This window comes from Streptomyces qinglanensis (assembly GCF_900111245.1).
GTDB lineage: Bacteria > Actinomycetota > Actinomycetes > Streptomycetales > Streptomycetaceae > Streptomyces > Streptomyces qinglanensis.
The window spans coordinates 260,836-285,975 of record NZ_FOGO01000001.1 but is presented as its reverse complement, the minus strand read 5'-3'; the positions used below and the strand labels follow the sequence as shown (position 1 = coordinate 285,975).

At 75.7% G+C, this 25,140-nt stretch carries 19 protein-coding genes; 16 read left to right on the top strand and 3 right to left on the bottom strand.

Features of this window, described 5'->3' with window-relative positions:
- Positions 1–88: 88 nt before the first annotated feature.
- Both modA and BMX65_RS01250 read right to left on the bottom strand, forming a co-directional pair.
- The gene (gene modA / locus BMX65_RS01255) at positions 89–880 is read right to left on the bottom strand and encodes a molybdate ABC transporter substrate-binding protein (protein ID WP_074998216.1); all 792 of its coding nucleotides are present in this window, start codon (positions 878–880) and stop codon (positions 89–91) included.
- Between the two features lie 161 nt (positions 881–1,041).
- Entirely contained in the window at positions 1,042–1,446 is a 405-nt protein-coding gene (locus BMX65_RS01250; protein ID WP_074998215.1) for a TOBE domain-containing protein, read from the bottom strand.
- Positions 1,447–1,670: 224 nt separating this feature from the next.
- Between BMX65_RS01250 and BMX65_RS01245 the strand changes: the two genes are divergently transcribed.
- The 16 genes from BMX65_RS01245 to BMX65_RS01170 all read left to right on the top strand — a co-directional run bounded on the left by BMX65_RS01245 (position 1,671) and on the right by BMX65_RS01170 (position 23,894).
- On the top strand, positions 1,671–2,480 hold the full coding sequence (locus BMX65_RS01245; RefSeq protein ID WP_074998214.1) for an SAM-dependent methyltransferase: 810 nt from the start codon (positions 1,671–1,673) through the stop codon (positions 2,478–2,480).
- A gap of 159 nt (positions 2,481–2,639) precedes the next feature.
- Positions 2,640–3,623: a pentapeptide repeat-containing protein gene (locus BMX65_RS01240; RefSeq protein ID WP_338068921.1), complete on the top strand. Its 984-nt coding sequence runs from the start codon at positions 2,640–2,642 to the stop codon at positions 3,621–3,623.
- On the top strand, positions 3,529–5,235 hold the full coding sequence (locus tag BMX65_RS01235) for a tetratricopeptide repeat protein (RefSeq protein WP_074998212.1): 1,707 nt from the start codon (positions 3,529–3,531) through the stop codon (positions 5,233–5,235). The genes BMX65_RS01240 and BMX65_RS01235 overlap by 95 nt, the downstream gene beginning before the upstream one ends.
- A gap of 531 nt (positions 5,236–5,766) precedes the next feature.
- Positions 5,767–6,759 carry a thiopeptide-type bacteriocin biosynthesis protein gene (locus tag BMX65_RS01230; RefSeq protein ID WP_239501775.1) on the top strand — a complete coding sequence of 331 codons (993 nt, stop codon included), beginning with the start codon at positions 5,767–5,769 and terminating at the stop codon, positions 6,757–6,759.
- 639 nt (positions 6,760–7,398) lie between these two features.
- The gene (locus BMX65_RS01225) at positions 7,399–9,216 is read left to right on the top strand and encodes a fatty acyl-AMP ligase (RefSeq protein ID WP_074998731.1); all 1,818 of its coding nucleotides are present in this window, start codon (positions 7,399–7,401) and stop codon (positions 9,214–9,216) included.
- A gap of 164 nt (positions 9,217–9,380) precedes the next feature.
- Positions 9,381–11,273: an acyl-CoA dehydrogenase family protein gene (locus tag BMX65_RS01220; protein ID WP_074998730.1), complete on the top strand. Its 1,893-nt coding sequence runs from the start codon at positions 9,381–9,383 to the stop codon at positions 11,271–11,273.
- Positions 11,267–13,084 carry an acyl-CoA dehydrogenase family protein gene (locus BMX65_RS01215; RefSeq protein WP_074998211.1) on the top strand — a complete coding sequence of 606 codons (1,818 nt, stop codon included), beginning with the start codon at positions 11,267–11,269 and terminating at the stop codon, positions 13,082–13,084. The genes BMX65_RS01220 and BMX65_RS01215 overlap by 7 nt, the downstream gene beginning before the upstream one ends.
- A gap of 10 nt (positions 13,085–13,094) precedes the next feature.
- Entirely contained in the window at positions 13,095–13,460 is a 366-nt protein-coding gene (locus tag BMX65_RS01210; protein ID WP_079171633.1) for an acyl carrier protein, read from the top strand.
- Positions 13,461–13,462: 2 nt separating this feature from the next.
- Positions 13,463–16,705: a type I polyketide synthase gene (locus BMX65_RS01205; protein ID WP_079171632.1), complete on the top strand. Its 3,243-nt coding sequence runs from the start codon at positions 13,463–13,465 to the stop codon at positions 16,703–16,705.
- 11 nt (positions 16,706–16,716) lie between these two features.
- Positions 16,717–17,760, top strand: a complete 1,044-nt coding sequence (locus tag BMX65_RS01200; RefSeq protein WP_239501774.1) for a beta-ketoacyl-[acyl-carrier-protein] synthase family protein — start codon at positions 16,717–16,719, stop codon at positions 17,758–17,760.
- Positions 17,753–19,852, top strand: a complete 2,100-nt coding sequence (locus BMX65_RS01195; RefSeq protein ID WP_074998209.1) for an HAD-IIIC family phosphatase — start codon at positions 17,753–17,755, stop codon at positions 19,850–19,852. Before BMX65_RS01200 ends, BMX65_RS01195 begins: the two co-directional genes overlap by 8 nt.
- Positions 19,831–20,058 carry an acyl carrier protein gene (locus tag BMX65_RS01190; RefSeq protein ID WP_074998208.1) on the top strand — a complete coding sequence of 76 codons (228 nt, stop codon included), beginning with the start codon at positions 19,831–19,833 and terminating at the stop codon, positions 20,056–20,058. Before BMX65_RS01195 ends, BMX65_RS01190 begins: the two co-directional genes overlap by 22 nt.
- Before the next feature lie 108 nt (positions 20,059–20,166).
- Complete coding sequence (locus tag BMX65_RS01185; RefSeq protein WP_079171631.1) at positions 20,167–21,036, top strand: 4'-phosphopantetheinyl transferase superfamily protein; 870 nt, start codon at positions 20,167–20,169, stop codon at positions 21,034–21,036.
- A complete protein-coding gene (locus BMX65_RS01180) occupies positions 21,026–22,324 on the top strand; it encodes an FAD-dependent monooxygenase (protein WP_079171630.1) in 1,299 nt (432 codons plus the stop codon). The genes BMX65_RS01185 and BMX65_RS01180 overlap by 11 nt, the downstream gene beginning before the upstream one ends.
- Entirely contained in the window at positions 22,321–23,457 is a 1,137-nt protein-coding gene (locus BMX65_RS01175) for an alpha/beta hydrolase (protein WP_074998207.1), read from the top strand. Before BMX65_RS01180 ends, BMX65_RS01175 begins: the two co-directional genes overlap by 4 nt.
- Complete coding sequence (locus tag BMX65_RS01170) at positions 23,454–23,894, top strand: DUF4260 family protein (protein ID WP_239501773.1); 441 nt, start codon at positions 23,454–23,456, stop codon at positions 23,892–23,894. Before BMX65_RS01175 ends, BMX65_RS01170 begins: the two co-directional genes overlap by 4 nt.
- On the opposite strand, the gene BMX65_RS01165 is transcribed toward BMX65_RS01170, so the two are convergent.
- Positions 23,857–25,092, bottom strand: coding sequence for a cytochrome P450 (locus BMX65_RS01165; RefSeq protein ID WP_074998206.1), 1,236 nt, complete (start codon positions 25,090–25,092; stop codon positions 23,857–23,859). The genes BMX65_RS01170 and BMX65_RS01165 overlap by 38 nt on opposite strands.
- Between the last annotated feature and the right edge of the window lie 48 nt (positions 25,093–25,140).

Below are 25,140 nucleotides of genomic sequence, written 5' to 3'. Positions count from 1 at the left end.
GCGGACGCAGGCGCATACGGGCCGGGTGCGGGCGGGTGCGGGCCGGGCGGATGCGGGCCGGGCTGGTGCGCGGGCTGGTGCGAGCCGGTCACGGGTGCTGGAAACCGGCCTTGCGCAGCAGTTTCTGCGCCGGGGGAGTGCTCAGCCAGCGGACGAACGCCGCGGCCTCCTTGCGGTGTTCGGAACTCTTCAAGGTGGCGGCGGGATAGGAGGCGATGGCGTTCTGCCGGTCGGGTATGCCGACGGCGTCGACCTTCCCGGGCACCGTGGCGGCGTCGGTCTTGTAGACCAGTCCGGCGTCCGCCTCGCCCAGTTCCACCTTGCTGAGCACCGCCCGGACGTCCGGCTCCTGCGAGACGGGCTCCACCTTCAGCTTCTGCGCCTCCAGCACCTGCTTGCCGTAGCGCCCGACGGGCACCTCGGGCGCGGCCAGCACCACCTTGAGCGAGCTTTCGGTCAGGTCCGCCAGGCCCTTCACCTTCTTCGGGTTGCCCTCGCCGGTCGCGATGACCAGCCGGTTCCTGGCGAAGACCGCAGGTTTGCCGGTCTCGCTGCGGACGCCGTGCATGGTGGTGGTGTCCGCGGTGGCCAGCACATCCGCGGGCACGCCCTGCTCGACCTGCGCAGCCAGCGCCTGCGAACCGGCGAAGGAGAACTTCACCCGGATGCCGGGGTGTTCCTTCTCATACGCCTTGCCCGCCGCCTTGAAGACGTCGGTGAGGGACGCGGCACCGAGCACCGTCAGTTCGGTCCTTCCCCCGCTGCCGCTGCTGTCGGCGTTGTCGTCGCCGCACGCGGCGAGGGGGAGGAGCAGGGCGGCGGCGCCGAGCGCGGCGAGCGCCCGGCGCGGTGTCGGAGCGGAAAAGGCCGGGGAAGGCATACGGCTACTCCTGGGGCGGCGCGTGCGGGGGACGCGGCGGAACGGGCGGCGACGGTGCGGGGCGTGGCTGTGGAGGTGGACGGGGCTGTGGAGGTGGACGGGGCTGTGGAGGTGGACGGGGCTGCGGGCGCGGCCGGGACGGCGGCCTGCGCCCGCAGCGCTCAGGGGCGGTCGATGTGCACGTTCGTCGACTTCACCCGGGCGGTGGCCTGCATGCCGACCTCCAGCCCCAGCTCCTCCACGGCCTCCCGGGTCAGCAGCGAGACCAGCCGGTGCGGCCCCGCCTGGATCTCGACCTGTGCCGCGACATCGCCCAGCTTGATGGCCGTGACGATGCCGGGGAACGCGTTGCGGGCCGAGGTGTAGGGCGCCTCCTCGTCCTCGCCGGTGTGCTGGCCGAGTGCGACGGAGAAGGCCGCCAGATCGCGCCCCTGGATCACACGGCGCCCGCTCTCGTCGCGGTGGGTGGCGACCCGCCCCGCGTCCGCCCAGCGTCTGGCCGTGTCCGGGCTGACGCCGAGCAGGCGCGCGGCCTGGCCGATCGTGTACGACTGCATGTGCGTCAACGTATGGGTTCTGTGCTCGCATCTGCAATGCATGGGCGCTCTTCCTATAGCATCTGCCAGCCTCGACTGGAGGAAGTGCCAACCCTCGGCCGCTCCCGGCCGGAGCCGTCCGCCGGGGCCAGTCCGCCGGGGCCGTCCGCCGCGCTGCGCTGCCGGAGTACCGGCGGGGCGGCCTAGACTCGGTGACAGCTCCAGTGCAGCCGTCGAGTGGAGAGGGCGCCAACGTGAGCGAACGCAGCGACCCGCCGGGAGAGCCGCCCCCCGTCGCGCACGTCGCGCAGAACGCCAGGGTGTGGAACTACTGGCTGGGCGGCAAGGACTACTACGACGTCGACCAGCAGGTCGGCGACCACATCACCACCATGTACCCCAGCATCCGCGAGGTGGCCCGTGCGGACCGCGCCTTCCTCGGCCGCGCCGTGCGGTTCCTGGCGGGCGAGGCGGGCATCCGCCAGTTCCTCGACATCGGCACCGGCCTGCCCACCGTGGACAACACCCACCAGGTGGCGCAGCGGACGGCGCCCACCGCGCGGATCGTCTACGTCGACAACGACCCCACCGTCCTCACCCACGCCCGCGCGCTCCTCGTCGGCTCCCCGGAGGGAGAGACGGACTACATCGCGGCCGACGCCCACCAGCCCCGGGCGATCCTGGACGCTGCCGAGGACACCCTGGACTTCACCCGGCCGGTCGCCGTCATACTGCTGGGCATCCTGAACTTCGTCGCCGACACGGACGAGGCCGCGCAGATCGTGCGGACCCTGATGTCGGCCGTACCTTCCGGCAGCTATCTGGCGCTCACCCATCCCACGCTCGAACTGGGGGGCGAGGCCAACGCCGAGGCGATGGAGTTCTGGAACGAGAACGCCACGCCGCCCATCACCGCCCGCACCGGCGCCGAGGTCGCCCGCTTCTTCCGGGGACTGGAGCTGCTGGAGCCCGGAATCGTCTCGTGCGCGCGCTGGCGCCCCGGATACGCGGCGGAGGACGAGAAGAGCGTCGCCCAGTTCGGGGCCGTGGCGCGCAAGCCCTGACCGGCACCCGGCCGCCCGGTGCGGGACCGGCCCCGGGGACGGCCCCCTGGTACTCGGCCCCCGGCCCGGTGCTCGGCCCCCCGGCCCGGTGGCCCCCGGCCCGGTGCTCGGCCCTCCGGTGCGTGATCGATCCTGCTCGGGGCGGGTTAGGTTGGGGAGATGAGCGGGTCAGGAAGCCAGGGGAACGGGCAGCGGCTGCGGGCCGACTGCGAGCGGTGCGCGGGGCTGTGCTGCGTGGCACTGCCGTTCACCGCCTCGGCGGACTTCGCCGCCGACAAGCCGGCCGGTCAGCGGTGCACGCACCTGACCGCGGAGAACCGGTGCTCGATCCATGCGGGGCTGCGCGCGAGCGGGTTCACCGGCTGCGCCGTCTTCGACTGCTACGGGGCCGGGCAGCGGGTGACCGCGCGGCCCGAGCTGACACCGGGGCCGGAAATGTTCGCCGTCTTCCGGGTGACGAGGCCGCTGCACGAACTGCTGTGGCTGCTCACCGAAGCCGAGGCGACCGGGCACGGCGGTGCGGCGCGTCCCCTGATCGCGGAGATCGAGGCGCTGGTCGACGGGGACGCGGCGGAGCTGCGCGGTGTGGATGTGACCGCCTGGCGGGCGCGCGTGGGGCCGGTGCTCGAAGAGGTCAGCGAACGGGTGCGGCGCGGCCTCGGCGGGCGCGACCTGCGGCACGCCGACCTGGTGGGCGCGCGGCTGCGGGACGGGCAACTGCGCGGAACCACGCTGCGCGGCGCGCTGCTGATCGCCGCCGACCTGCGCGGGGCCGATCTGCACCGGGCCGACCTGCTGGGCGCCGATCTGCGCGACGCCGATCTGCGGGGCGCCGACCTGGCGGACGCGCTCTTCCTGACCCAGCCGCAACTGAACGCCGCCCACGGCGACGGGACCACCACCGTCCCCGGCGCACTGACCCGTCCTGTCCACTGGCCGTCCGGATCTTCACCCGCGCGGCACGAGGCTCCGCACCGGGCACGGGGTATGCCGCCGGGGAAGGCCGCCCCGGTCGGCGGGGGCAGCGGTCTCGGCGGGAGGAGCGGCAATGGGCGGCGTACCGGGCGCGGGGGACGCGGCAGGCGGAACGACAGGGCGGGCGGCGCCGACGGCACCGAAGGGCCCGGACGCCGCCCCGGCTGACGCCGCACCCGCAGACGCCGCACTCGCTGACGCTGTGTCGGCACACGCGCGCGCGTCCGCCGACACCAGCGTGGCCGGTGCGGGCGGATTCGCGGCCGGGAGTGGCCGCCCTTCGGGACGGCGGGACCGGCACGGGCTGGAGCTGAGCGGGCTCGGCAGCGGAGAGGCGGGCGAGGCCGCGGCCACCTGGTACGAGAGTGCCGTCGACTCGCTGCTCTTCTTCCGCGGCGACGTCGCGGAGTCCGTCGCGGAGCTGCGCCGAGTGGCGCCCGACGCGCCGCTGGGCCAGGCGTTCGCCGCCTATCTCGGACTGCTCGGCACCGAGGAGAGCCAGGCGGCCGCGGCACGCCAGGAGTTCGCGCGCTTCCGGGCCGCGGCGGACGACGGGGCCTGCACGGCACGCGAACAGGCGCATCTGACCGCCGCTGCCGCCTGGCTGGACGGGGACATCGCGCGGGCCGGTGCGGTGCTGCGCGAGATCGCCGTCGCCTGGCCCCGGGACGCCCTGGCGCTGGCCGTCGGACACCAGATCGACTTCTTCACCGGGAACGCCGCCGCGCTGCGCGACCGGATCGCCGGAGCGCTGACAGCCTGGGACGAGGAGGATCCGCACTACGGCCCGCTGCTGGGCATGCTCGGCTTCGGGCTGGAGGAGTCCGGGCACTACGCCCGGGCCGAGGAGACCGCCCGGGCGGCCGTGGAGCGGCAGCCGGGCGACGTGTGGGGCATCCACGCCGTCGTGCACACCCTGGAGATGCAGGGCAGGTTCGCGGAGGGCCTCCGCTTTCTCGACGCCCGCAGGCGGGAGTGGGGCGACGACAACATGATGGCGGTGCACAACTGGTGGCACTACGCCCTCTACGCGCTGGAGGCGGGCGACACGCACCGCGTGCTGGAGATCTACGACGCCGCGCTCGACCCCGCGGTCACCAGCGGACTCGCCCTCGAACTGCTGGACGCCTCCTCGCTGCTGTGGCGGTTCCACCTGGGAGGCGACGACGACCGCGCGGCGGTCGGGGACCGGTGGGCCCCGCTGGCCGACGCCTGGGCCGCCCGCCGCGACGGACCGCACTACGCCTTCAACGACACCCACGCCGTCATGGCCTGTCTCGGCGCGGGACGGGTGCGCGAGGCCGAAGCCCTGCTGGCCGACCGCGAGGAGTGGGCGACGCATCCGCATCCGGGCGTCACCAACCACACCATGACGGCCGAGATCGGGCTGCCGGTCTGCCGGGCGCTCGTCGCCTTCACCCAGGAGCGGTACGAGGACGCCGTCGACCTGCTCTTCCCGCTGCGCGGCCGGTTCGCGACGTTCGGCGGCAGCCACGCGCAGCGGGACGCGGTGCAGCGCACCCTCCTGGAGGCGGCGCTGCGCGCCGGGCGGCTGGACCTGGCCCGCACCCTGCTGAGCGAACGCCTCGCCCTGCGCCCCACCAGCCCCTACAACTGGCTCGGCCAGGCCCGACTCGCCGACGCGGTCGGCCGGTCGGCCCTGGCGGCCACCGCACGCGAACGGGCCGCCGCCCTGGCCGCGCCCGGCAGGCGCAGCGCGCAGGACGACGGCCCCGCGGCCGCCGCCGAGAGCGCCGCCCCCGGAGCGGAGGCGCGCTGAGGCGTGTGCCCTCTGGGCGACGGGCGCTCCCGCCCACGTCGAGCGCTCTTGCCCGCATCGGTCGCTCTCGCCCACGTCGAGTGCTCGCTTCCGCGACGGGTGCTCTCGCCCGCGTCGGGGTGTCCTGCGTGGGCCGGGTGCTCTGGTCCGCGCCGGCCGCTCTGGCCTGCGTCGGCCGCTCTGGTCCGCTTCGGGTGCTCTCGCCGGCGTCCGGCAGCCGCTTGGCGCCGGGGGCTCTTGCCGGCGACGGGTGCTCTCGCCCGCGTCGGGCGGTCCCACCGGCGTCCCGGTGCGCTCGTCGCGGTGAGCGTCCTCGACCGCGACGGGCGCCTGGGACCCGCGTGGGGCGCCGCCCGCGCCGCGGCCGGATACGCAGACGCTCCGGCGCCCGCCGCTCCACCTCTCCGCACCGGCGTACAACTGCCGGTCGTATGAAGAATATGGGGCGGTTGTTGGGCGCCCCGACCGGTGGGCACCTCCCTTGCAGGACGTGATCGCGGGCGGCGCGATCAGTGGTGAAGGGGGCGGGAATTGCCCGAGGGTTGGTATCTGCTGCGTCCGGCGCGGGCCCGGCCCGCGGTCGTGGGACGGCTTCGGGAGCTGCGGTCGCGGGGCCGCGCGGCGCTGTCGGCGGGGCTGTCCGCAGGGCTCGCCGCCGCCCGGGACGCCGGGGCCGGAGCGCCCTGGGCGCAGGTCAATCTGACCGTGGCGCGGGACGCGCGGGCCCGGGCCGAGTTCTGTGCCGAACTCGGCGTCGTCGCACGGGAGTTCCTGGGCGCCGAACGGGCGCGGAACTTCTTCTTCACACACCAGGACCCCGCGGTCCGGGTGCGCTTCCAGGCGTTCGGACCGCAGGACGCCGCCGAGTTGCGCACCGCGCTGCTGCACCGGTTCGCCCGGTGCCAGGGAGCGCGTACCCGGCCGGTGCCGGTGGTCTACGAGCACGAGCACTATCTGTTCGGCGGTCCGGCTTCGATGCCCTACGCGCACGATCTCTTCAGCATCGACTCCTTCGCCTGGCTGGACCACCACGCCCGGCACCCCGGCGGGGAGGACCGGTCCGCGGCCTGGCGGCACTCGCTGCTGATCCTGCGGGAGCTCTTCGCCGGGCTGGGCATCGTCGGCCGGGAGCACCGCGGGGTGTGGCACGCGCTGAGCCGGCAGACCGGCAACGGCCCCCGGGGTGTGGCGGTGGGCGGCGCCCGGGTGGCGCGGGAGCAGGCCGCCGCCCGGATCGCCGCGTACTGGCGCATCCCGCGCGAAGAGGCACTGCACGCCTTCCCGGAGGAGCACCGCGCCGCAGTGGCCCGGCATGCCGATGCGGTGCGCAAGGTGGCGGCCTGCTGGCGGGAAGGGTACTTCGAGGCGGGCCGGGCCACCGTCGGCCCCCGGACGGCAGCGGCCTGTTTCACCGCCTCGCACTGGAACCGGGGGCGGCTCTCCCCGGCCCGCCAGCGGCTGCTCACCCACGTGCTGGCGGCCGAGGAAGCCGTCCCGCACGCGGCCCCGCCGCCCAGCCGCTGACCCGGGCCCGGCGCGCCTACCGGACCCGCGCCACTCGTCCCGCCGTCTCCGGGAGGCGGCCCCCGGCCGCTGCACCCCAGCGCTGCTCCAGCGGTGCTCCACGGCGAGGGGCTGTGCTGGTGGAGCCGTGGCCCCCGCAGGCGGCTTCGGGGAGGCAGGGTGGCGACACCGGTCGCCGGTCGAGGGCTGCGCGCGCATCGGGGACATGCAGACCGTGGCGCCGTTGGCCCGGTACGGCTCGACGGTGTGTCCCGGCGGGACGGCGCGTTCCGGAACGCGGGGCCGGTCTCGGTCCTCGGCGCAGATCTGCCCGGTGGGGTGGGCGGGTGCCGCGGATTTCTGGAGCCGTCGTCGAGTGGTGGCGCGCATCCTGGGCGCCCGTTTCGGAATCCCGGGAGGCCACGGTGTGGATGCGCAGGGTGTTGGCAGCGGTGTGGCGGGCGCTGTCCACGTACGGACTGATCTGGGTGGTGCCGCACTTCGACGTGCCGGAGCAGGAAGAGGAGGAAAAGGCCCGGTCCACGGTGAATAAAGGGGGACTTGAGAAGACCCCGTCAAGCTCTCGCCAGAGATGACACGTTCGCGGTCGTCTGCAAAGGCCCGCCCGTCGGGCGGGTCGCCAACGGGGCTATGGGGGCGATGATTGCTGTGCCCAGGAACTTCACGCAACTCGCACTGCGCAGGATCCAGGAGCGGCCCGACGCGACCGCCTACCAGTTCGTCCGGGCCGGACACGACGACCGGCTCGAGGCCGACTCCCTCAGCTACGGGGAGGTGGGCGCGCGCTCCCTGCGCCTGGCCGCCTGGCTCCAGGCGCGCGGCTGCCACGGCCAGCGGGTGCTGATCCTGCACACCGACGGCGCCCAGTTCGTCACCAGCTTCCTCGGCTGCCTGTTCGCCGGAGCGGTGGCCGTCCCGGCCCCGCCGCCCGGTGGTGCCCGGCAGAACGTGGAGCGGGTCGCCAACATCATCAAGGACGCCGCCGTCAGCTATCTGATGACGGACTCGGCCAACGCCTCCGCGGTCTCCCAGTTACTGGCCTCCATCGGCCACCCCGAGGTGGTCTGCCTGGCCACCGACCGGGCGGTGGCCGGTGCGCCGGGCGCCTCGGAGGCCGGTGGCCGCGAGCCGCAGTGGCACGAGCCCGGGCTGTTCCCCGACGACGTCGCCTACCTGCAGTACACCTCCGGGTCGGTCAGCGATCCCAAGGGCGTCATGGTGACGCACCGCAATCTGCTCGCCAACCAGGAGGCCATCCAGCAGGGGATGCGGACCACGTCGGACTCGGTGGTCGGCGGCTGGCTGCCGTTCCACCACGACATGGGCCTGGCGGGCCACCTGCTGCACCCGCTGTGGCTGGGCAGCAGGGGCGTGCTGCTGCCGCCGATCAGCTTCGTCAAGCGGCCGGTCAACTGGCTGCGGATGATCGACGCCTACGGCATCACCACCGGCGGCGGTCCGAACCTGGGCTACGACCTGTGCCTGCGCCGGGTCACCGACGAGCAGTCGGCGGGGCTGGACCTCTCCCGCTGGACGACGGCCGTCAACGGAGCCGAGCCGGTGCGCGCGGAGACCATGGACGCGTTCGCCGAGCGGTTCGCGTCCACCGGCTTCCGCCGCGAGGCGTTCTACCCCTGCTACGGGCTGGCCGAGGCCACGCTGCTGGTATCCGGCGGGTCGCCCGGAGCGCCCGCGCTGGAGCGCACCGTGGACAGCGCCGACCTGGAGCACCACACCGTGCGCGCGGCGCGGCCGGGAAGGCCGGGCCGCACCCTGGTCAGCTCGGGCATCCCGCGCGGCTGCGAGGTGCGGATCGTGGACCCGGAGAGCCACGCGCCGCTGCCGGACGGCCGGGTCGGCGAGATCTGGGTGCGCGGGGAGAGCGTGGCGCACGGCTACTGGAACCGACCGCTGGACAACGCGCACGCCTTCCGCGCCACCCTGGCCGACGGCACCGACGGCTTCCTGCGCACCGGGGACCTGGGGGTACGGGAGGGCGGGGAGCTGTTCGTCACCGGACGGCTCAAGGACATCATGATCGTCTCCGGGCGCAACCTGTACCCGCAGGACATCGAACGCAGCGTGCAGCAGGTCAGTGCCCTCTTCGGCTCCAGTGCCGCGTTCTCGGTGGAGTCGGAGCGCGACCACGTGGTCGTCGTCCAGGAGGTGCGCACCAGCCGCAGCTACGACACCCGGCTGGCGTCCCTGGCGGCGGACGTGCAGCAGCGTGTGGCCAGCGAGTTCGAGGTCGCCGCCGAGAACGTGCTGCTGGTGCGCCCCGGCACGGTGCGCCGGACGACCAGCGGCAAACTGCAGCGCCGCGCCATGCGGCAGATGTTCCTGGAGGGCCAGATCCACCCGCTGCACGAGGTGGTCGCGCCCGAGGTGCGCAAGCTCGTGGAGGCCGCGGCCGACGCGCGGGCCGACAGCCGTCGCGGCGCGCGGGAGCGAGGGTGACAGTGGTGCGCGGGTGGCGGACGCCGCAGCGTGGCCCGGCCGCGGCTGGTTCCCCGCCCCCCGCGTCCGCATCCGCAACGGACCCGGCGGACCCGGCCGACCCGGACCCGGCGTACTCGGCGGACCGGGCGGTCCCGGACCCGGCCCCGGCGGTCCCGGACCCGGTGGACCCGGCCCCGGCCGCGGCGCACTCGACGGACCCGGCGGTCCCGGCGCCGGCCGCCGGGTGGGCGCTGGCCGAGCGCCTGGACGCCCTGCTCGGCGACCCGGAGGACAGCGCGGGGCCGTTCGGCTACGCCGCCGCCGCCCGCCAGGACGTCGCCGAGGAGTTCCCGGCGGCCGCCTGCGCCGCACTCGACCGCATCGGAGTCCAGCACTACTACGTGCCCGCACGGCACGGCGGTGCGCTCACCGGACTGCCGCAGCTCCTGGAGCTGGTCCGCACCCTGGCCCGGCGGGATCTGACCAGTGCCGTGGCGCACGGCAAGACCTTCCTGGGTGCCGTCTGTGTCTGGGTCGCGGAGGAGAGCCCGGGGGCCGCGCGGCTGGCCGGTCTGGTGCGCGCCGGGGAACTGGTCTCGCTCGGGCTCACCGAACGCGCCCACGGCAGCGACCTGATGGCGGGCGAGGTCGTCGCCGAGGCGGTGCCGGAGGGCTACCGCATCACCGGCGAGAAGTGGCTGATCAACAACGCCACCCGCGGCCGGCTGGTCTGCCTGCTGGCCCGCACCGCGCCGGAGGGCGGGCCGCGGGGCTTCAGCCTGCTGCTCGTCGACAAGGCGCGGTTGCCGCACGGCACCTGGCGCCCGCTGCCCAAGGTGTCCACGCTGGGCATCCGCGGCGCCGACATCAGCGGCATCGCCTTCGACGCGGCGCCGGTCGGCCGGGACGGGCTGATCGGGCGGGAGGGCGAGGGTCCCGAAACCGTGCTGAAGGCGCTGCAGATCACCCGCTCGCTGTGCACCGGGCTGTCGCTGGGCGCCGCCGACCACGGGCTGCGGCTGGCCTACGGCTTCGCCGCCGGGCGCGAACTGTACGGGCGGCGGATGCTGGACCTGCCCCTGGTGCGGCGGACGCTGGCGGAGTGCTACGCCGACCTGCTGGCCGCCGAGGCGCTCAGCCTGGTCGCGGCCCGCAGCATCCACACGCTGCCCGAGGAACTGAGTGTCACCTCCGCGGTCGCCAAGTATCTGGTACCCACCACGGTGGACCGGGTCCTGCTGCGGCTGCGCGGTGTGCTGGGGGCGCGCGCGTTCCTCAGCGACCACCACGCGCACGGGCGCTTCCAGAAGCTGGAGCGCGACCACCGCATCGTGGGGATCTTCGACGGCAACACGATGGTGAACCTGTACGCGCTCACCGCCCAGTTCCGCACGCTGGCACGCGGGTTCGCGGCACCGGCCGGCAGCGGCCCGGCCCGGCACGGGGCGTGGGAGGCCGCCACCTTCTCCCCGGACCGGCCGCTGCCTCCGCTGCGGCCGGAGGCGCTGAGCCTGCTGGCCCGGCACGGCAGCACGCTCGCCGCCTCGCTTCCCGGAAGTACCGCGGTACTCGCCCGCGCCGCCGCGGACGACGTCCGGCTGGTGCCCGCGGCGCGCGCGGCCCGCACCCTCGGCGCCGCCTGCCGCGCGCTGCACACCCGGATGGGCGCTGCCCGGCTGCTGCCCGGCGGTGCCCCCGTGGAGAGCTTCGACCTGGCCCGCGGCTACAGCGCCTGCCTGGCCGCCGCCTGCGCGCTGGGCCTGTGGCGGTACGGCGGGGGCGCCGGGAACGCCGGGGGCGCCGGGAACGCCGGGGGCGGCGGGAACGGCGGGGGCGGCGAGGGGAGGGCCGCACCGTCGCCGCTGTGGCTCCATGCGGTGCTGGACCGGCTCTCGAGCGGGCTGGAGGAGGCTGTACCCGGCAGTACGGGGCCGTTGCCGCGGCCCCGGGGGGTGGAGGAGGAGGCGCGGGAGCCGCTGTACGAGCGGCTGCTGGAACGGATGGCCGCACAGTACGCGGCAGGGGAGCTGTTCTCGCTGTTCCCCTGCCGCACAGCGGAGGGACCGCCATGCTGACGCCGACCGAGCGCAAGGCCCAGGGCGAGGTCACCGGGGCCGACGAGGAGCTCCGGATCCAGCACCGGATCGCCGATCTGGAACGCCGCTTCGGCGCTCCGGACGATCCGGGCAACCCGCTGGGCACCGCAGCGCTGCTGGCCGCCGACGAGCGCGGCGAACTGCTCGCCGAAGCGGAGGAGGTGCTCACCGGCTTCCGGCTCAACGCCGAGTTCGTGCCCCGGGAGCGGGGCGGCCGGCTCGACCGGATCGACACTCTGGGCCGGGTGCTGCGCACCGTCTTCCGCCGGGACGCCAGCCTGGGCCTCGGCTACGGTGCCACCACGTTCCTGGCCGCCGTGGCGGTCTGGGCGGCCGGGACCGAGGAGCAGCGCCGCCGGGTCGCCGAACTGCTGCTGAACGGCGGCCGGCTGGCCATCGCGTACCACGAGCTGGCGCACGGCAACGACTTCGTGCGCAACGAGTTCCGCGCCACCCCCACCCCTGACGGCGGCTTCCGGCTCGACGGCGTCAAGCAGGTCATCAACAACGTCGTGCGGGCCGAGGCGCTCGTCCTCTTCAGCCGGACCGACGAGGCCGCGGGCAGCCGCAGCCATTCCGTGCTGCTGGTGGAGAAGGACCGCCTCCCCGCCGGGCGGCTGCGTTATCTGCCGCGCTACCACACCGTCGGTGTGCGCGGCTGCCAGAACGCGGGCATCGAGTTCACCGACTGCCCCGTCGGCGGCGACGCGCTCGTCGGAGAGGTGGGCGACGGCGTCGAACTGGCACTCAGATCCTTCCAGATCACCCGCAGCGTCGTCCCGTCGATGATCCTGGGCGGGGGCGACACGGCGCTGCGCACCGCGGTGGGCTTCGCCCTCGACCGGCAGCTCTACAACCGCTCGGTGCTGGAGATCCCGCACGCCCGCGCCACTCTCGTCGGGGCCTTCACCGACCTGCTGATCTGCGACTGCCTGGCGCTGGCCGCCACCCGCGCCGTCCACCTGCTGCCCGCCGAGACCAGCGTGTACGCGGCAGCCGTCAAGTATCTGCTGCCCAAACTGCTGACGGAGACCACCTACGACCTGTCCGTCGTGCTGGGCGCCAACTTCTATGTGCGCGGCGGCGAGTACGGCGCCTTCCAGAAGCATGTACGGGACCTGCCGATGATCAGCCTGGGCCATGCGGGCACCGCCGCCTGCCAGGCGACGATCATCCCGCAGCTTCCCCGGTTGGCCCGCACCGCGTGGTACGGCGGCCCGCCCGCGCCCGACGGGCTGTTCCGGATCCGGGATCCGCTGCCGCCGCTGGACCCGGCGCGGCTCGCCCTCGTGGCCACGTCGGACTCGCTGGCCTGCTCCCTGGTGGGAGCCGCCGCGGAACTGGCGGGCAGCGGCGCGCGCACCGGCGCCTACCGCCCGGCGCTGACCGCGCTGGCGGGCGAGCTGGAGGCGGAGCTGCGCGCCCTCCAGGAGGAGTGCGCGGCCATGCCCGCCAGGGACCGCACCGTACTGGCCAGCCCCCGCGCCTACGCGGGCGCGGACCGCTACGCGCTGCTGCTGGCGGCCGCCGCCTGCCTCGGAGTGTGGCGCCAGCAGGACCGGGACCGGCACCGGGGCACCGCCGGGCGTCCCGGGCCGCAGTCGGCCGCCGCCGGCTTCCTGGCCGGTCCCGGGTGGCTGACCGCAGCCCTCGCCCGGCTCGTCAAACGGCTCGGCCGCCCGCTGCCCGAGCTGCCCTCCGACGGGGAGGGGCACCTGCTGGACGAGGTGCTCGCGCGCTACCACGAGGGGCGCAGCTACGACCTGTACGACACCCCGCTCGCCGGCTGAGGAGCATGCCATGATGCCGCAACCGACCGGGGCCCAGCTCCCGGATCCGCCGGTGAGCCGTCCGCCGGGCCCGACCCGGGCGGCGCTCCCCGCTGAGCTGGGGGAACGCGAGTTCGCGCGGTGGCTGACCGGCCGCCTCGCGGAGTTCCTGGGCCGCCCGGCCGAGGACATCGACCCGCGCACGCCCTTCGCGGAGTACGGGCTGGACTCCGTGGCCGCACTGAGCCTCTACGGCGACATCGAGGACGAGTTCGCGCTCTTCATGGAGCCCACCGTCGCCTGGGACCATCCGACGGTCGAGGCGCTGGCCCGCTGCCTGGCCGAGGAGTACGCACGCGGCGGACCCGCCCGCGCCGACGGACCGGCGGGGGTGTGACGATGCCGCACCAGGACGCCGCGCCCCACCGGGACGCCGCCCTGCTTCAGGACGTCGCCCCGCTTCAGGACGCCGCGCCGCAGCCGGGCGCCGCGGTCGGGGCCCCGGCGCCCGGGACGAACCCGCGGGCCGTCGCCGTGGTCGGCCTGGACTGCGCCTTTCCCGGAGCGCCCGACCCGGACGGGTACTGGCGGCTGCTGAACGGCACCGCGCACGCCGTCGGTGCCCCGCCGCCCTCCCGCTTCCGGGGCGCGGCGCCGGGCGCGTTCCTGGCCGACGCCGACGCCTTCGACCCCGGATTCCTCGGCATCCCCACCGCCGAGGCCACCGCGATGGACCCGCAGCAGCGGCTGCTGCTGCAGTGCGCCTGGCGGGCGGTCGAGGACAGCGGGCTGCCGCCGTCCGGACTGGCGGGCAGCCGCACCGGCAGCTACGTCGGTGCGATGTCCGACGACTGGGCCCGGCTGGCGCTGGCCGACCCGGCCGGGATCACCCCGCGCACCGGAACCGGCAGCGGGCGCTCCATGCTGGCCAACCGGCTCGCCTACCAGTTCGACCTGCGCGGCCCCAGCCTCACCGTGGACACCGCCTGCTCCTCGTCGCTGGTGGCCGTGCACCTGGCCTGCACCGCGCTGCAGGCCGACGAGTGCGACCTGGCGCTGGCCTGCGGTGTCAACATCGTCATCGGCACCGCGCTGGACCGGATCTACCGGCAGGCCGGACTCGCCGCGGCCGACGGCCGGTGCAAACCGTTCGCCGCCGAGGCCGACGGCATCGGCCGCGGCGAGGGTGTGGGCGTGGTGGTGCTGCGCAGGCTGGACGACGCGGTGCGGCGCGGCGACCCGGTGTACGCCGTGCTCCACGGCAGCGCCGTCAACCAGGACGGCCGCAGCAACGGCATCATGGCGCCGCACCGCGCCGCGCAGCGGGACGTGGTCACCGCCGCGCGGCTGCGTGCGGGCGCCGAGCCCGGGCAGATCCGGTACGTGGAGGCGCACGGCACCGGCACCGCGCTCGGTGACCTCATCGAAGTGCTCGCGCTCGACGACGCGCTGGGCGCCCGGCAGGGCCCCCGCACCGCGCCGCTCGCGGTCGGCTCCGCGAAGAGCGCCGTCGGCCACACCGAGGGCGCCGCGGGGATGGCGGGACTGGTGAAGGCGGTGCTGGCGGTGTACCACGGCATCGTGCCGCCGGGACCGGCCGCGGGCGCCGAGAACCAGCGACTGGGCCTGGCCCGGCGGCGGATGGAGCTGGTGACCGAGCCGCTGGAGCTGGCCGCCCACGGGCCCGGCCACCGCGTCGGCGTCTCCAGCTTCGGCATGGGCGGCACCAACGCACACCTCGTCCTGGGACCGCCGCCCCGCCCGCAGCCGCAGCCGCAGCCGTCGGCCGGAGAACCGTTGGCGGCCGGAGAACCGTCCGCCCTGGGGGTGTTCACCCTCTCCGCCGACACCCCGGACGCGCTGCGCGACAACCTCCGCAGCCAGGCAGCCGCGGCCGCGGCCCTGCCGGAGCGGGACCTGGCGGCGCTGTGCCGTACGAGCAACCGGGTGCGGGCCGCGCGGCCGGTCCGGTTCGCCGCGGTGGCCGGCACCCCGCAGGAGCTGGCCGGGGAGCTGCGGGCCGCGGCGGAGGCCGTACCGGCGGACCGGGCCACCGGGTCCGAAGAGCCCGCGGTGGCCTTCGTCTTCACCGGCCAGGGCTCCCAGCACCCCGGTATGACAGCCGCACTGTACGCGGGCTCGCCGCTCTACCGCGGCTTCCTGCGGGAGGCGTCGGCCGCGCTGCGCCCCTGGACCGGTGAGCCGGTGCACGAACTGCTGCTGTCCCGCAGCGCCCGCGTGCACCGCGCGAGCCTGACGCAGCCCGCGCTGTTCGCCGTCGAGTACGCGCTGGCCGCCGGCCTGCGGGAGCTGGGGGTGCGGCCCTGTGCGGTGCTCGGCCACGGCATCGGCGAGTTCGCGGCCGCGGTGGTCGCCGGAGGGCTGGAACTGGCCGACGCCGCCCGTCTGGTGGCCCGGCGCGGTGCGCTGATGGAGGCGCTGCCCGCAGGCGGCGGAATGCTCGCCACCCGGGCCGCGGCCGCCGAGGCGCAGGCCGCCGTCGCGGACGAGCCGCAGTGTGCGGTCGCCGCCGTCGACGCTCCCGGCGCCACCGTGCTCTCCGGCACCCTGGCGGGCCTGGCCCGGATCAGGGAGCGGTTGGCGCGGCGTGGTCTCGGCTGCACCCCGCTGCCGGTCCCGCACGCCTTCCACTCGCCGCTGATGGAGCCGGTGCTGGACGCCTTCGCGGACGCCGCCGCGGGGCTGCCCGCCGCACCGCCGCGCATCCCGTTCCACTCCACGGTGCACGGCGGACCGCTGCCCGAGGGAGCCGCGCCGGACGCCGCGTACTGGACGGCGCAGATCCCGGCGACCGTCCGGTTCGCGGACGCCGTCGGCTCGCTGTGCGCCGATCCGCCCACCCATCTCGTGGAGATCGGGCCCCAGCCCGTACTGGCCGGCCTGCTGCGCCGGATCACTGCCGCACGCGGTCTCCCGGTGCTCACCCCGTGCCGCGGCGCCGACTCCGGTCCGCGGGACCTCGCCGAGGTGGTGGCCCGGCTGTACGAGGACGGCCTCGACTCGCAGTGGGAGCGGCTGTACGCCGCCGCGGACCGGCGCACCGTACGGATGGCACCGCACGTCTTCGCCACCCGATGGCGCTCCTGGCGGCAGCCGCCGACGGCCGCTGTGCCGGTGCGGCACGCCGACGGCGCGGGGCCCGGCCCGGACACGTACCCGGACGGCGGCACCGGTCCGCGCACCGCCACCGGGACGAGCGGCACCGACACCGCCACCGGTCCGGGCACCACCAACGGTCCGGCCCCCGGCGGGTCCGGCGGCACGGGCACGGCTCCCCGCGCGGCCTGCGACGGCGGCACCGGACCGGGCCCGCACGGCACTCCCCGGCAGCCGTCCGGTGCGGAGCTGCCCGCTGCGGCGGCGCCGCCGGACTTCGGGGCCGGAGTCCGCGCCGTGGTGGCCGGGATCACCGGCGGCGTGCCGGAGGAACTCGGCGAGGACGTGCGCTTCTACGACGACCTGGGCTTCGACTCGGTGATGCTGATGGAGCTCAAGCACCGGCTGGAGGTGCGCTTTCCCGAGCTGGGCGAGCTGTCGCTGCCCGAGATGATCGCCGGTCTGGTGAGCATCGGTTCCCTCACCGCGTATCTGCGCGGCCTGCCGGCACCGGCGGCCGTGTGAGGGCCCCGGGGGTGGGACCGCCACCCGTGCATCTGCTGGGCACCGGGACGGCGCTGCCCGGCGAGCCGGTCGGCAACGACCGGCTCGCCGAGCGCCTGGGCATCCCGTCCGCCTGGGTGGAGACGTTCATCGGCACCCGGACCCGGCACTTCGCCGTCGACCTGGACACCGGCCGGGCGCGCTGGACGCTGGAGGACCTGTGCACCGACGCGGCGGACCGGGCCCTGGCCAACGCCGGTGCCGACCCGTCCGAGGTGGATTTCATCGTGCTGGCGACCGCCACCCCGGACGCGCTGATGCCCAGCACCGCGGCGCTGCTGGCCGACCGGCTCGGCATCCAGGGAGCCGCCGCCTACCAGCTCCAGTCCGGGTGCGGCGGCGCGGTCCAGGCGTTCGCCGTGGCCCGCGCCCTGCTGTCGCTCGGCCCGGCCGGGCTGGGGCTGGTGGTCGGCGGCGACGTGTGCAGCAAGCACCTGGACCTGGGACAGGACTTCCGGGACCTGCCGCCGGCCGCGCTGGTCAACTACGTGCTGTTCGGCGACGGCGCGGGCGCGGCCGTCGTCAGCGGCAGGCCGCGGCCCGGCGCCCGGGCGGCGCTCACCCACCTCGAACACCGGCTGGCCGGGCTCGGACTCCCCCCAGGACAGCGTGTCGAGTGGTTCGGCGCCGCGGATCTGCGGTCCGGCACGGCCCCCCGCACCCCGGTGCGCGAGGACTACAAAGCTGTCGAGCAGCGGGTGCCGGAGCTGGCCCGCGAGCTGCGGGACGCGCTGCTGACCGCCGCGGACTGGTCTCCCGAGAGCGTCGACTACCTGCTGCCGCCGCAACTCGGCGGCAGGATGACCGAGCGGATCACGAGCGAACTGGGCCGCGGGCTCGAGTGGGAGCCGGTCTCCTGTGTCGCGGAGACCGGCAACACCGGCAACGCGCTGGTCCTCCACCAGCTCGACCGTCTGCTCCCGCTGCTCACCCCCGCTCAGCGCGCCCTGGTCCTCTCCGTGGAGTCCAGCAAGTGGATCCGGGCCGGCTTCACCGTGGAGGCGTCCGATGCCTGACCGAGACCCCGCACCGGCCCCGGGCGCCGCGCTGCGCACCCTGCACGCCCGGGGCAGGCTCGCGGCCGAGTACCCGGCCGTCCGCGAGCTGCTGGCCGCCGCCGACCGGGACACGCTCGACTTCGCCGGCCGGGTGCTCGCCCCGCTCGACCCCGAGGAGGTGCTCGCCCACCACCCGGACACCCCCGTCGTCCGCGTCGCCGTCACCGGGCGGGGCACGGTCGGCGAGCTGGTGCCGGCACTGACCGCACAGCTCGCCCGGCACGGCATCCTGGCCCGCACCCGGGTGTGCGGCAGCGGCGGCTACCTGGGCGACCTGGCCGACCCGAACTCCCCGCTCTACGCGCACAGGCCCGAGGTCACCCTGTGCGTGCTGGATCCGCTCACCGTCTGGGACACGGTCGAGGTGCCGTGGCAGCCGCTGGAGGTGAGCGTCGCCGCGGAGCGCCGGCGCAAGGTGCTCGGCGAACTGGCCCAGCTTCATGCGGCCTCCGCGCCGAGGGGAGCGACCCTGGTGCTGAACACCGTGCCGCTGCTGCGCCGCTTCACCCATCAGCTCACCTCCCTCGCCCAGCGCGCCGAACTGGGCGGCCTGTGGAAGCAGTTCAATGCCGACCTGCTGCACATGGCCCGGCCGTCCGCCGGGCTCGCCGTCCTGGATCTGGAGCCGGTCACCAGCGCGGGTGTCCGCGCCGACGAGCCGCGCCTGGGCACCTACGCCGAGGCGCACTGCACCGCCGACCTGCTGACCCATTACGCCCGCGAGGCCGCCCATCTGATCCGCGGGCTGCGCGGCGAGGCCAAGAAGTGCCTGGTGCTCGATCTGGACGGCACCCTGTGGGACGGGGTGCTGGCCGAGGACGGGCCCGAGGGCGTCACGGCGGCGGGCACCCTGCGCGGTGCGGCCTTCGGCGCCTTCCAGCTCACCGTCAAGCAGCTCGCCGCGCAGGGCGTGCTGCTCGCCGTCTGCAGCAGGAACGACGCAGAGGCCGTGCGCCGGGCGCTGGCCGAGCACCCCGAGTTCCCGCTGCGGCCGGACGACTTCGCGACCGTCGTCGCCGGCTGGGGCTCCAAGGCCGAGGGCGTGCGCACCGTCGCCGAGCGGCTGGGCCTCGCCCCGGAGGCGGTCGTCTTCGCCGACGACACGCCCTTCGAGCGGGAGAGCGTGCGCGCCGGGGTGCCCGGCGCCGCCGTGGTCGAGCTGGACGCGGAGCCCGCGCTGCACACCGAACGCCTGCTCGCGGACGGCTGGTTCGACACCCCGGCGCTCACCGACGAGGACCGGCTGCGGCCGGTGCGCTACGCCCGGCGCGCGGCGCGGGTGAGCTCCGAGGCCGCCTCCGCCGACCACCGCGCCTTTCTCGCCACCCTGGAGCTGCGGGTGGAGATCTCGCCCGCCCGGGAGCACGAACTGGCCCGGCTGGCCCAGCTCACCCTGCGCACCAACCGGTTCAACCTGACCGGGCAGCGGCTGAGCGCCGAGCAGGTGCGGCAGCGCGCGGCCGCACCCGGCGCCGCGGTGCTGGCGGTGCGGGCTGCCGACCGGTTCGGGGACGAGGGCGTGGTCGGTGCCGTCCTCGCGCGGATCGACGGCAACCGGTTGCGGGTGGAGAACCTGCTGCTGAGCTGCCGGGTGCTGGGCCGCGGTGTCGAGGAGGCCGTCCTCGCCGGGCTGCTGGCGGCGGCGCGGGAGGCCGGGCTGACCGCCGTGCACGCCGTCTGGCGGCCCACCCGCGCCAACGCGGCCGTGCGGACGCTCTGTCCCCGGCACGGCTTCCGGACCGTCACCGGTCCCGGTGCCGGACCGAAAGCCCCTCCCGGCAGCGGCACCGCGGCCGGCCCGGCCGCCGGTGCGCGGGCGGGGAGCGACCGCGAGGACGGCGCGGAGACCGGCGTGCAGACCGGCCGGGGGACCGGCGCGGCGACCGGCGCGGAGTCCCGCGCCCCGGGCGAGGTGCGGTTCGAGCATCCGCTCCGGACGCTCCCGCCCGTCCCCGGGCACATCACGCTGCGGCTGCGCCTGACCGGCGAGCCCGCGCAGCCGACCGCGGACGGGACGGAGGTGGGGGCATGCGCACCGTCGAGGAGCTGATCGAACTCGCCAACGCCCACCTCGGCACGGCACTGGCACCCGCCGACGCCGAGCGGGAGCTGACCGAGCTGGCCGGGTGGGACTCCGTACACCTGCTGCGGCTGATCGGGCTGCTGGAACAGGTACTCGACCGTCCGGTGCCGGTGGACGCCGTACTCCAGGCGCGCAGCCTGCGCGACATCTGGTCCGCGGCGGTGACCGCGTGAACACCCCGACCGCCCGGCAGGCGCCGCCGGGCATCCGCGCGCCGGGCCCGGCGGCCCACCGCGCGGTGGACGCGACCGACGGCGCGGCGACGTGCCTGGAGGGCTGGCATGGCGATCACCTTGGGCCCCGCGGCGGACGGCAGGACGGCGGAGCCGTTCGCCCGGCCGGTGCGGATGAACGGACCGCACGGACCCTGGGAGCGGGTCCGTGACGCCGTCGGGCGGCACGGCAGCGTCGTCGTGTACGGGCGGCTGCCGGAATGGCTGCCCGCCGACCTCGACCACCCGCGGCTGGGCCCGCTGCTGGGCCGGGATCACGCCCGCTTCCGGGCGATGGGCCACCCGCAGGTGCGGGCCCGCTTCGTGGCGTCCCGGCTGCTGCTCAAACACGTCGCCTGCGCGGTCGTCGAGGCCGCGCCCGAGGCCGTCGAGCTGGCCTACAAGCCCGGCGGCCGCCCCTATCTGCGCGGCCTCGACCAGATCGACATCAGCCTCAGCCACACCGAGAACCTGCTGCTCGTCGGTCTCACCCGGCGCGGCTGGATCGGGGTGGACGCCGAGGCCAAGGACCGCCCCATGCTGGGTCTGGGCACCGAGAAGCAGGTCTGCACACCGTACGAGCGCAGCGCCCTCGCGCAGATCGCCGAGGAGCGGCGCAACGCGGCGCTGGTGCGGCTGTGGACCCTGAAAGAGGCGTACAGCAAGGCCATCGGACAGGGCATGCGGTTCCGCTTCACCGAGTTCGGATTCAGCCCGCAGGACCACAACGTGCAGGTGCTGCGGCCCGACGGGGAGCCGGGCACCGGTGCCGAATGGGCCTTCCACACCTGCCTGGTGGACCGCGCCTACACCGTCAGCGTCGCCCACTTCGACGCCGGTTTCGGCGACACCAGCGACACCGCGGCCGCCACCATGCTCGACGACGGGCTCATCGCCGCGCTGGTGGACGGGACGGGGGAGGGGCACCGTGCGCAGTGACGCGACAGCCGACGGGAGCGCGCTGAGCGCCGACGTCTGCGTGGTCGGCGGCGGGCCCGGCGGCCGGGCCCTGGCGCTGGCGCTGACCCGGCTGGGCCTGGAGGTGGTCCTGCTGGAGAAGCGCGACCCCGCCCGCGGCGCGGGCCCGGCCTTCCGCGGCGAGTCCGTCTCACCGGACGGCGTGCGGCTGCTGGCCGGGCTCGGCGTCTGGGAGCGGGTCCGCGGTGCAGCCCACCGGGTGGACCGGCTGGAGATCCAGGACGCGGGCCGCCGCGTGCTCGACCTGCGGTTCGCCGACTTCCCCTACCGCTACCGGCACCCCGCCGAACTGCCGCAGGACACCCTGCTGGCGGCACTCGCCGAACAGACCGCCCGGCAGCCGGGCTCCTGCACGGTGCTGGAGCCCGCCACCGCGGTCGGACTGCTGGTCGAGGGCCCGGCGGTGACCGGCGTACGGGCGCGCACCCCCACCGGCACGGTGCGGGTCCAGGCGCCGCTCACCGTCGGCGCGGACGGCCGCCACAGCGCCGTGCGCCGCCTGTGCGGACTCCAGGAGCGGGTGCGGCACCGGCCGCTGGAGCGCGACGTGGTGTGGTTGAAGCTGCCCTTTCCCGCCGACTGGGACCGCCGCGTCTACCGGGTGCGGATCGCCGGGGACAGCCACGGTCTGTTCCTGCCCTGCACGGACGGCACCGTCCGGGTCGGCCTCAACATCTCCAAGGGCGGGCTGCGGGCGCTGCGCGCCGGCGGCCTCGGCCTGCTGTGCGCCCGCATCGGCCGACTGGCCCCGGAGGCCGGGGAAGCGGCCCGCGGCAGCCTGCGGACGTGGTCGGACACGGCGCTGCTGGACATCTTCACCGCCGAGGTGCCGCGCTGGTCGGCGCCCGGCGTCGTCCTGATCGGCGACGCCGCGCACACCCTCTCGCCCGTCCTCGGCCAGGGCGTCAACCATGCGCTGGCCGACGCGGTCGCGCTCGCGCCGCTGGCCGCCGAGGCGCTGGGCCGCGACCGGCGGGCCCGCGGCCGCGCCCTGCACACCGCCCTCGACCTCTTCCAGCGGCGCCGGGAGCCGGACGTAGGCCGCTCGCGCGCGCTCCAACTGCGGCAGGAGCGGATGTTCACCCTCACCGCGCCCGCCGCGACCGCGCTGCGCCGGACCGTCTACCGCGCGCTGGACGCGAGCCCCGCGCTGCGCCGCCGGGTGCTGGCCCCCGCCTACTTCCCCGGCCGGCACCCCGCCGTCCGGCGGGAACAGCCGTCCACACCGAGCGAGGTGACATCCGTATGAGTGGTACGCGTGGTACCGCAGCATGCACCGACCCGCCCGGTCTGGCCGAACTCCGGGCGCTCGCACCGCTGCACGCCCGCGCGCAGGGCATCCCGGCCGACCGCTGCCGCGCGGTCCTCTCCCGCGTCCGCAGCGCGCACGGCGAGGGGCCCGACGCCTGGCCCGCCGTCTGGAGCCGCGCGGGCGACGCGCTCGCCGCGCGCGGCCGGCACCTGGACGCGGTCCGCCACTACGCGCTGGCCCGCTTCCCCCACCCGGACGGTCCGGCGCGGGAGCGGGCCCAGCGGCTGTGCGTGAGCTCCTTCGACCACTGGCGGTCCACCCGCCCGGACATCGGCCGGGCGGAGATCCAACCGCCCGGCGGCACGGGCCGGTTCACCGCCTGGACGGCCGGACTCTCCCGCAGCGCCCCGCGGCCCCTGATCCTGGTGTGCGGCGGCATCGTCTCGGTCAAGGAGCAGTGGGCCCCGCTGCTGGCCCGCGCCGCCGCGCTGGGCACCGCCGTGGCCGTCACCGAACTGCCCGGCGTGGGGGAGAACACCCTGCCCTACGACACCGCGGCCCCCGCCATGCTCGGCGCCCTGCTCGACCACCTCGCCGACCGCGCGGACGTCGGCCGCACCCACGCGGTGGCACTCAGCTTCGGCGGCCACCTGGCGCTGCGGGCCGCGCTGACCGATCCCCGGATCACCGGCGTCTCCACCGTGGGCGCACCGGTACGGCACTTCTTCCGGGACGCCGGGCAGCAGGCCCGCATCCCGGCGACGACAGCGCACACCCTCGCCCGGCTGACGGGGCACCCGCCCGCGGACGTGCTCCCCGCGCTGCGGGACTGGGCGCTCGCACCGCCGGAACTGGACCGCCTCGCGCCCCTCCCGGTCACCTACGTCGCCGCGCTGCGGGACGAGATCGTGCCGCTCGCCGACGCGGCCGCGCTGACCCGGGATCCCGCGGCGCGCTGCAGACTGCTCGTGGTCGACGACGCGCACGGGGCCCCGGACCATCTGGGCCGCATCCGCCCGCTGCTGCTCGGCTCCGCGCTCCGCGGCCTGGGCGTCCACCCGGTGCGCCGGACCGTGCTGGAGGCCATCGCGGGACTGCGCCGGGGCGGCCGGGGCCGGGTGCGGACATGAGCGGCTGGACGTGGTGCACCCCGCGGGGGCGGATACTGAGCGGCACGGTCGCGGCCGCGGCACTGTACACGGGCGTCCGGCTGGGCGGGCCCCGCAGCCGCGTGCTGTGGACCTGCGCGGTGCTGCCCGACGTCGCGCTGCTCCACGGCATCGCCGCGGCCCCCGGGTTCGACCCGCTGCCCCGGTACGCGGTGCGCTCCTACAACGTGCTGCACTCGCCCGGCGTGCCCCTGCTGCTCCTGGGCACCGCGCGTGCCCTGGACAGCCGTCCGCTGCGGGTCGCGGCCTGCGGATGGCTCGCCCACATCGCCGCCGACCGCGCCTTCGGATACGGCCCGCGGGCCCGCGACGGCTCCCGGATCCGGGGCCCGGCTCCCGCCGGGCCCCGCCGCAGCGCGCTCAGTCCCACCGGACGGGCAGCTCCGTCAGCCGGTTGACCAGCAGCCCCCGGTGCATGGTGACCGCCTCGACGGGCACCGCCAGCCGCAGCGCGGGGAACCGGCCGGCCAGCACCCGCAGCGCGACGGCCAGTTCGGCGCGCGCCAGCGGCGCGCCCAGGCAGTAGTGCGGACCGTGCCCGAAGGCCAGGTGCGGCGGCTGGGCCGGATCACCGGTACGGTCCGGATCGAAGCGGTCCGGGTCGGTGTACCGGCTGCCGTCCCGGTTCGCGGAGCAGACGGAGGCGATCACCGCACTGTTCGGCGGCAGCACCCGCCCGGCCACCTCCACCGGCGCGGTGGTGACCCGCAGCGGCCCGCCGTCCCCGATCGGGTTGAGCCGCAGCAGCTCCTCCACCAGGGCGGCCGTCGCCTCCTCCCCGTCCGGCACCAGGCCGAGCCGCTCCGGCTGCCGCAGCAGGGTCAGCACGGAGGTGCCCAGCACCCCGACCGTCGTCTCGTGCCCGGCGACCAGCAACGTCATCGCCAGCACCAGCAGTTCCCGCTCGCCGGGCCCGCCCTCCTCGTCCCGGACGCCGACCAGCGCGCTCAGCAGGTCGGTGCCGGGAGCGCGCCGCTTGTCCGCCACCAGGTCCGCCAGGTAGGCCAGCAGGGCCTGCTTGTGCCGCAGCATCTCCTCCGGCGGATGCGCCGTCAGCGACAGCACGGCGTCGGACCAGGTGCGGAAGCGCTCCCGGTCCGCGAAGGGCACCCCCAGCAGCTCGCAGATGACGGCCATCGGGAACGGGAAGGCGAAGGCCGCGTTCAGGTCGGTGGAGCCGCCCTCGGCGCCGTCCCCGGCGGCCATGGCGTCGGCCAGCTCCCCGGCCAGCTCTTCCAGCCGGGGCCGCATCCGCTCCACCCGGCGCGGGGTGAAGGCGCGGGCGACCAGCCCGCGCAGCCGGGTGTGTTCGGGCGGGTCCATGGTGAACAGGCCGCCCGCGTCGAACGGGACGGCCGTGAGTTTCGGCGCCTCGGGTGCCACCGTCGCGGCCCGCGAGCAGCGGGGGTCGGCGAGCACGGCCCGTACGTCCTCGTAGCGGCTGACCAGATGCCCCCGATCGCCGCTGGGGAGCGTGACGGCGGCGACGGGTTCCTCGGCGCGCAGCAGCGCGTAGTCCTCGGGGACCTCGGTCGCCGAGCGGCGCGGCGGGGGGTAGGGGCGGGCGGACGGGGGTGTGGCGGAATCCGGAACCATGTGACGGACTGTTGAACTCTGGACTCGAATCGTGGTCGAGTCGGTGCT

Bases quoted from the DNA above. Each gene is read 5' to 3' on its own strand.
- modA (WP_074998216.1), bottom strand. From the start codon at position 880: ATGCCTTCCCCGGCCTTTTCCGCTCCGACACCGCGCCGGGCGCTCGCC.
- BMX65_RS01240 (WP_338068921.1), top strand. From the start codon at position 2,640: ATGAGCGGGTCAGGAAGCCAGGGGAACGGGCAGCGGCTGCGGGCCGAC.
- BMX65_RS01235 (WP_074998212.1), top strand. From the start codon at position 3,529: ATGGGCGGCGTACCGGGCGCGGGGGACGCGGCAGGCGGAACGACAGGG.
- BMX65_RS01225 (WP_074998731.1), top strand. From the start codon at position 7,399: ATGATTGCTGTGCCCAGGAACTTCACGCAACTCGCACTGCGCAGGATC.
- BMX65_RS01215 (WP_074998211.1), top strand. From the start codon at position 11,267: ATGCTGACGCCGACCGAGCGCAAGGCCCAGGGCGAGGTCACCGGGGCC.
- BMX65_RS01210 (WP_079171633.1), top strand. From the start codon at position 13,095: ATGATGCCGCAACCGACCGGGGCCCAGCTCCCGGATCCGCCGGTGAGC.
- BMX65_RS01205 (WP_079171632.1), top strand. From the start codon at position 13,463: ATGCCGCACCAGGACGCCGCGCCCCACCGGGACGCCGCCCTGCTTCAG.
- BMX65_RS01195 (WP_074998209.1), top strand. From the start codon at position 17,753: ATGCCTGACCGAGACCCCGCACCGGCCCCGGGCGCCGCGCTGCGCACC.
- BMX65_RS01190 (WP_074998208.1), top strand. From the start codon at position 19,831: ATGCGCACCGTCGAGGAGCTGATCGAACTCGCCAACGCCCACCTCGGC.
- BMX65_RS01185 (WP_079171631.1), top strand. From the start codon at position 20,167: ATGGCGATCACCTTGGGCCCCGCGGCGGACGGCAGGACGGCGGAGCCG.
- BMX65_RS01175 (WP_074998207.1), top strand. From the start codon at position 22,321: ATGAGTGGTACGCGTGGTACCGCAGCATGCACCGACCCGCCCGGTCTG.
- BMX65_RS01170 (WP_239501773.1), top strand. From the start codon at position 23,454: ATGAGCGGCTGGACGTGGTGCACCCCGCGGGGGCGGATACTGAGCGGC.
- BMX65_RS01165 (WP_074998206.1), bottom strand. From the start codon at position 25,092: ATGGTTCCGGATTCCGCCACACCCCCGTCCGCCCGCCCCTACCCCCCG.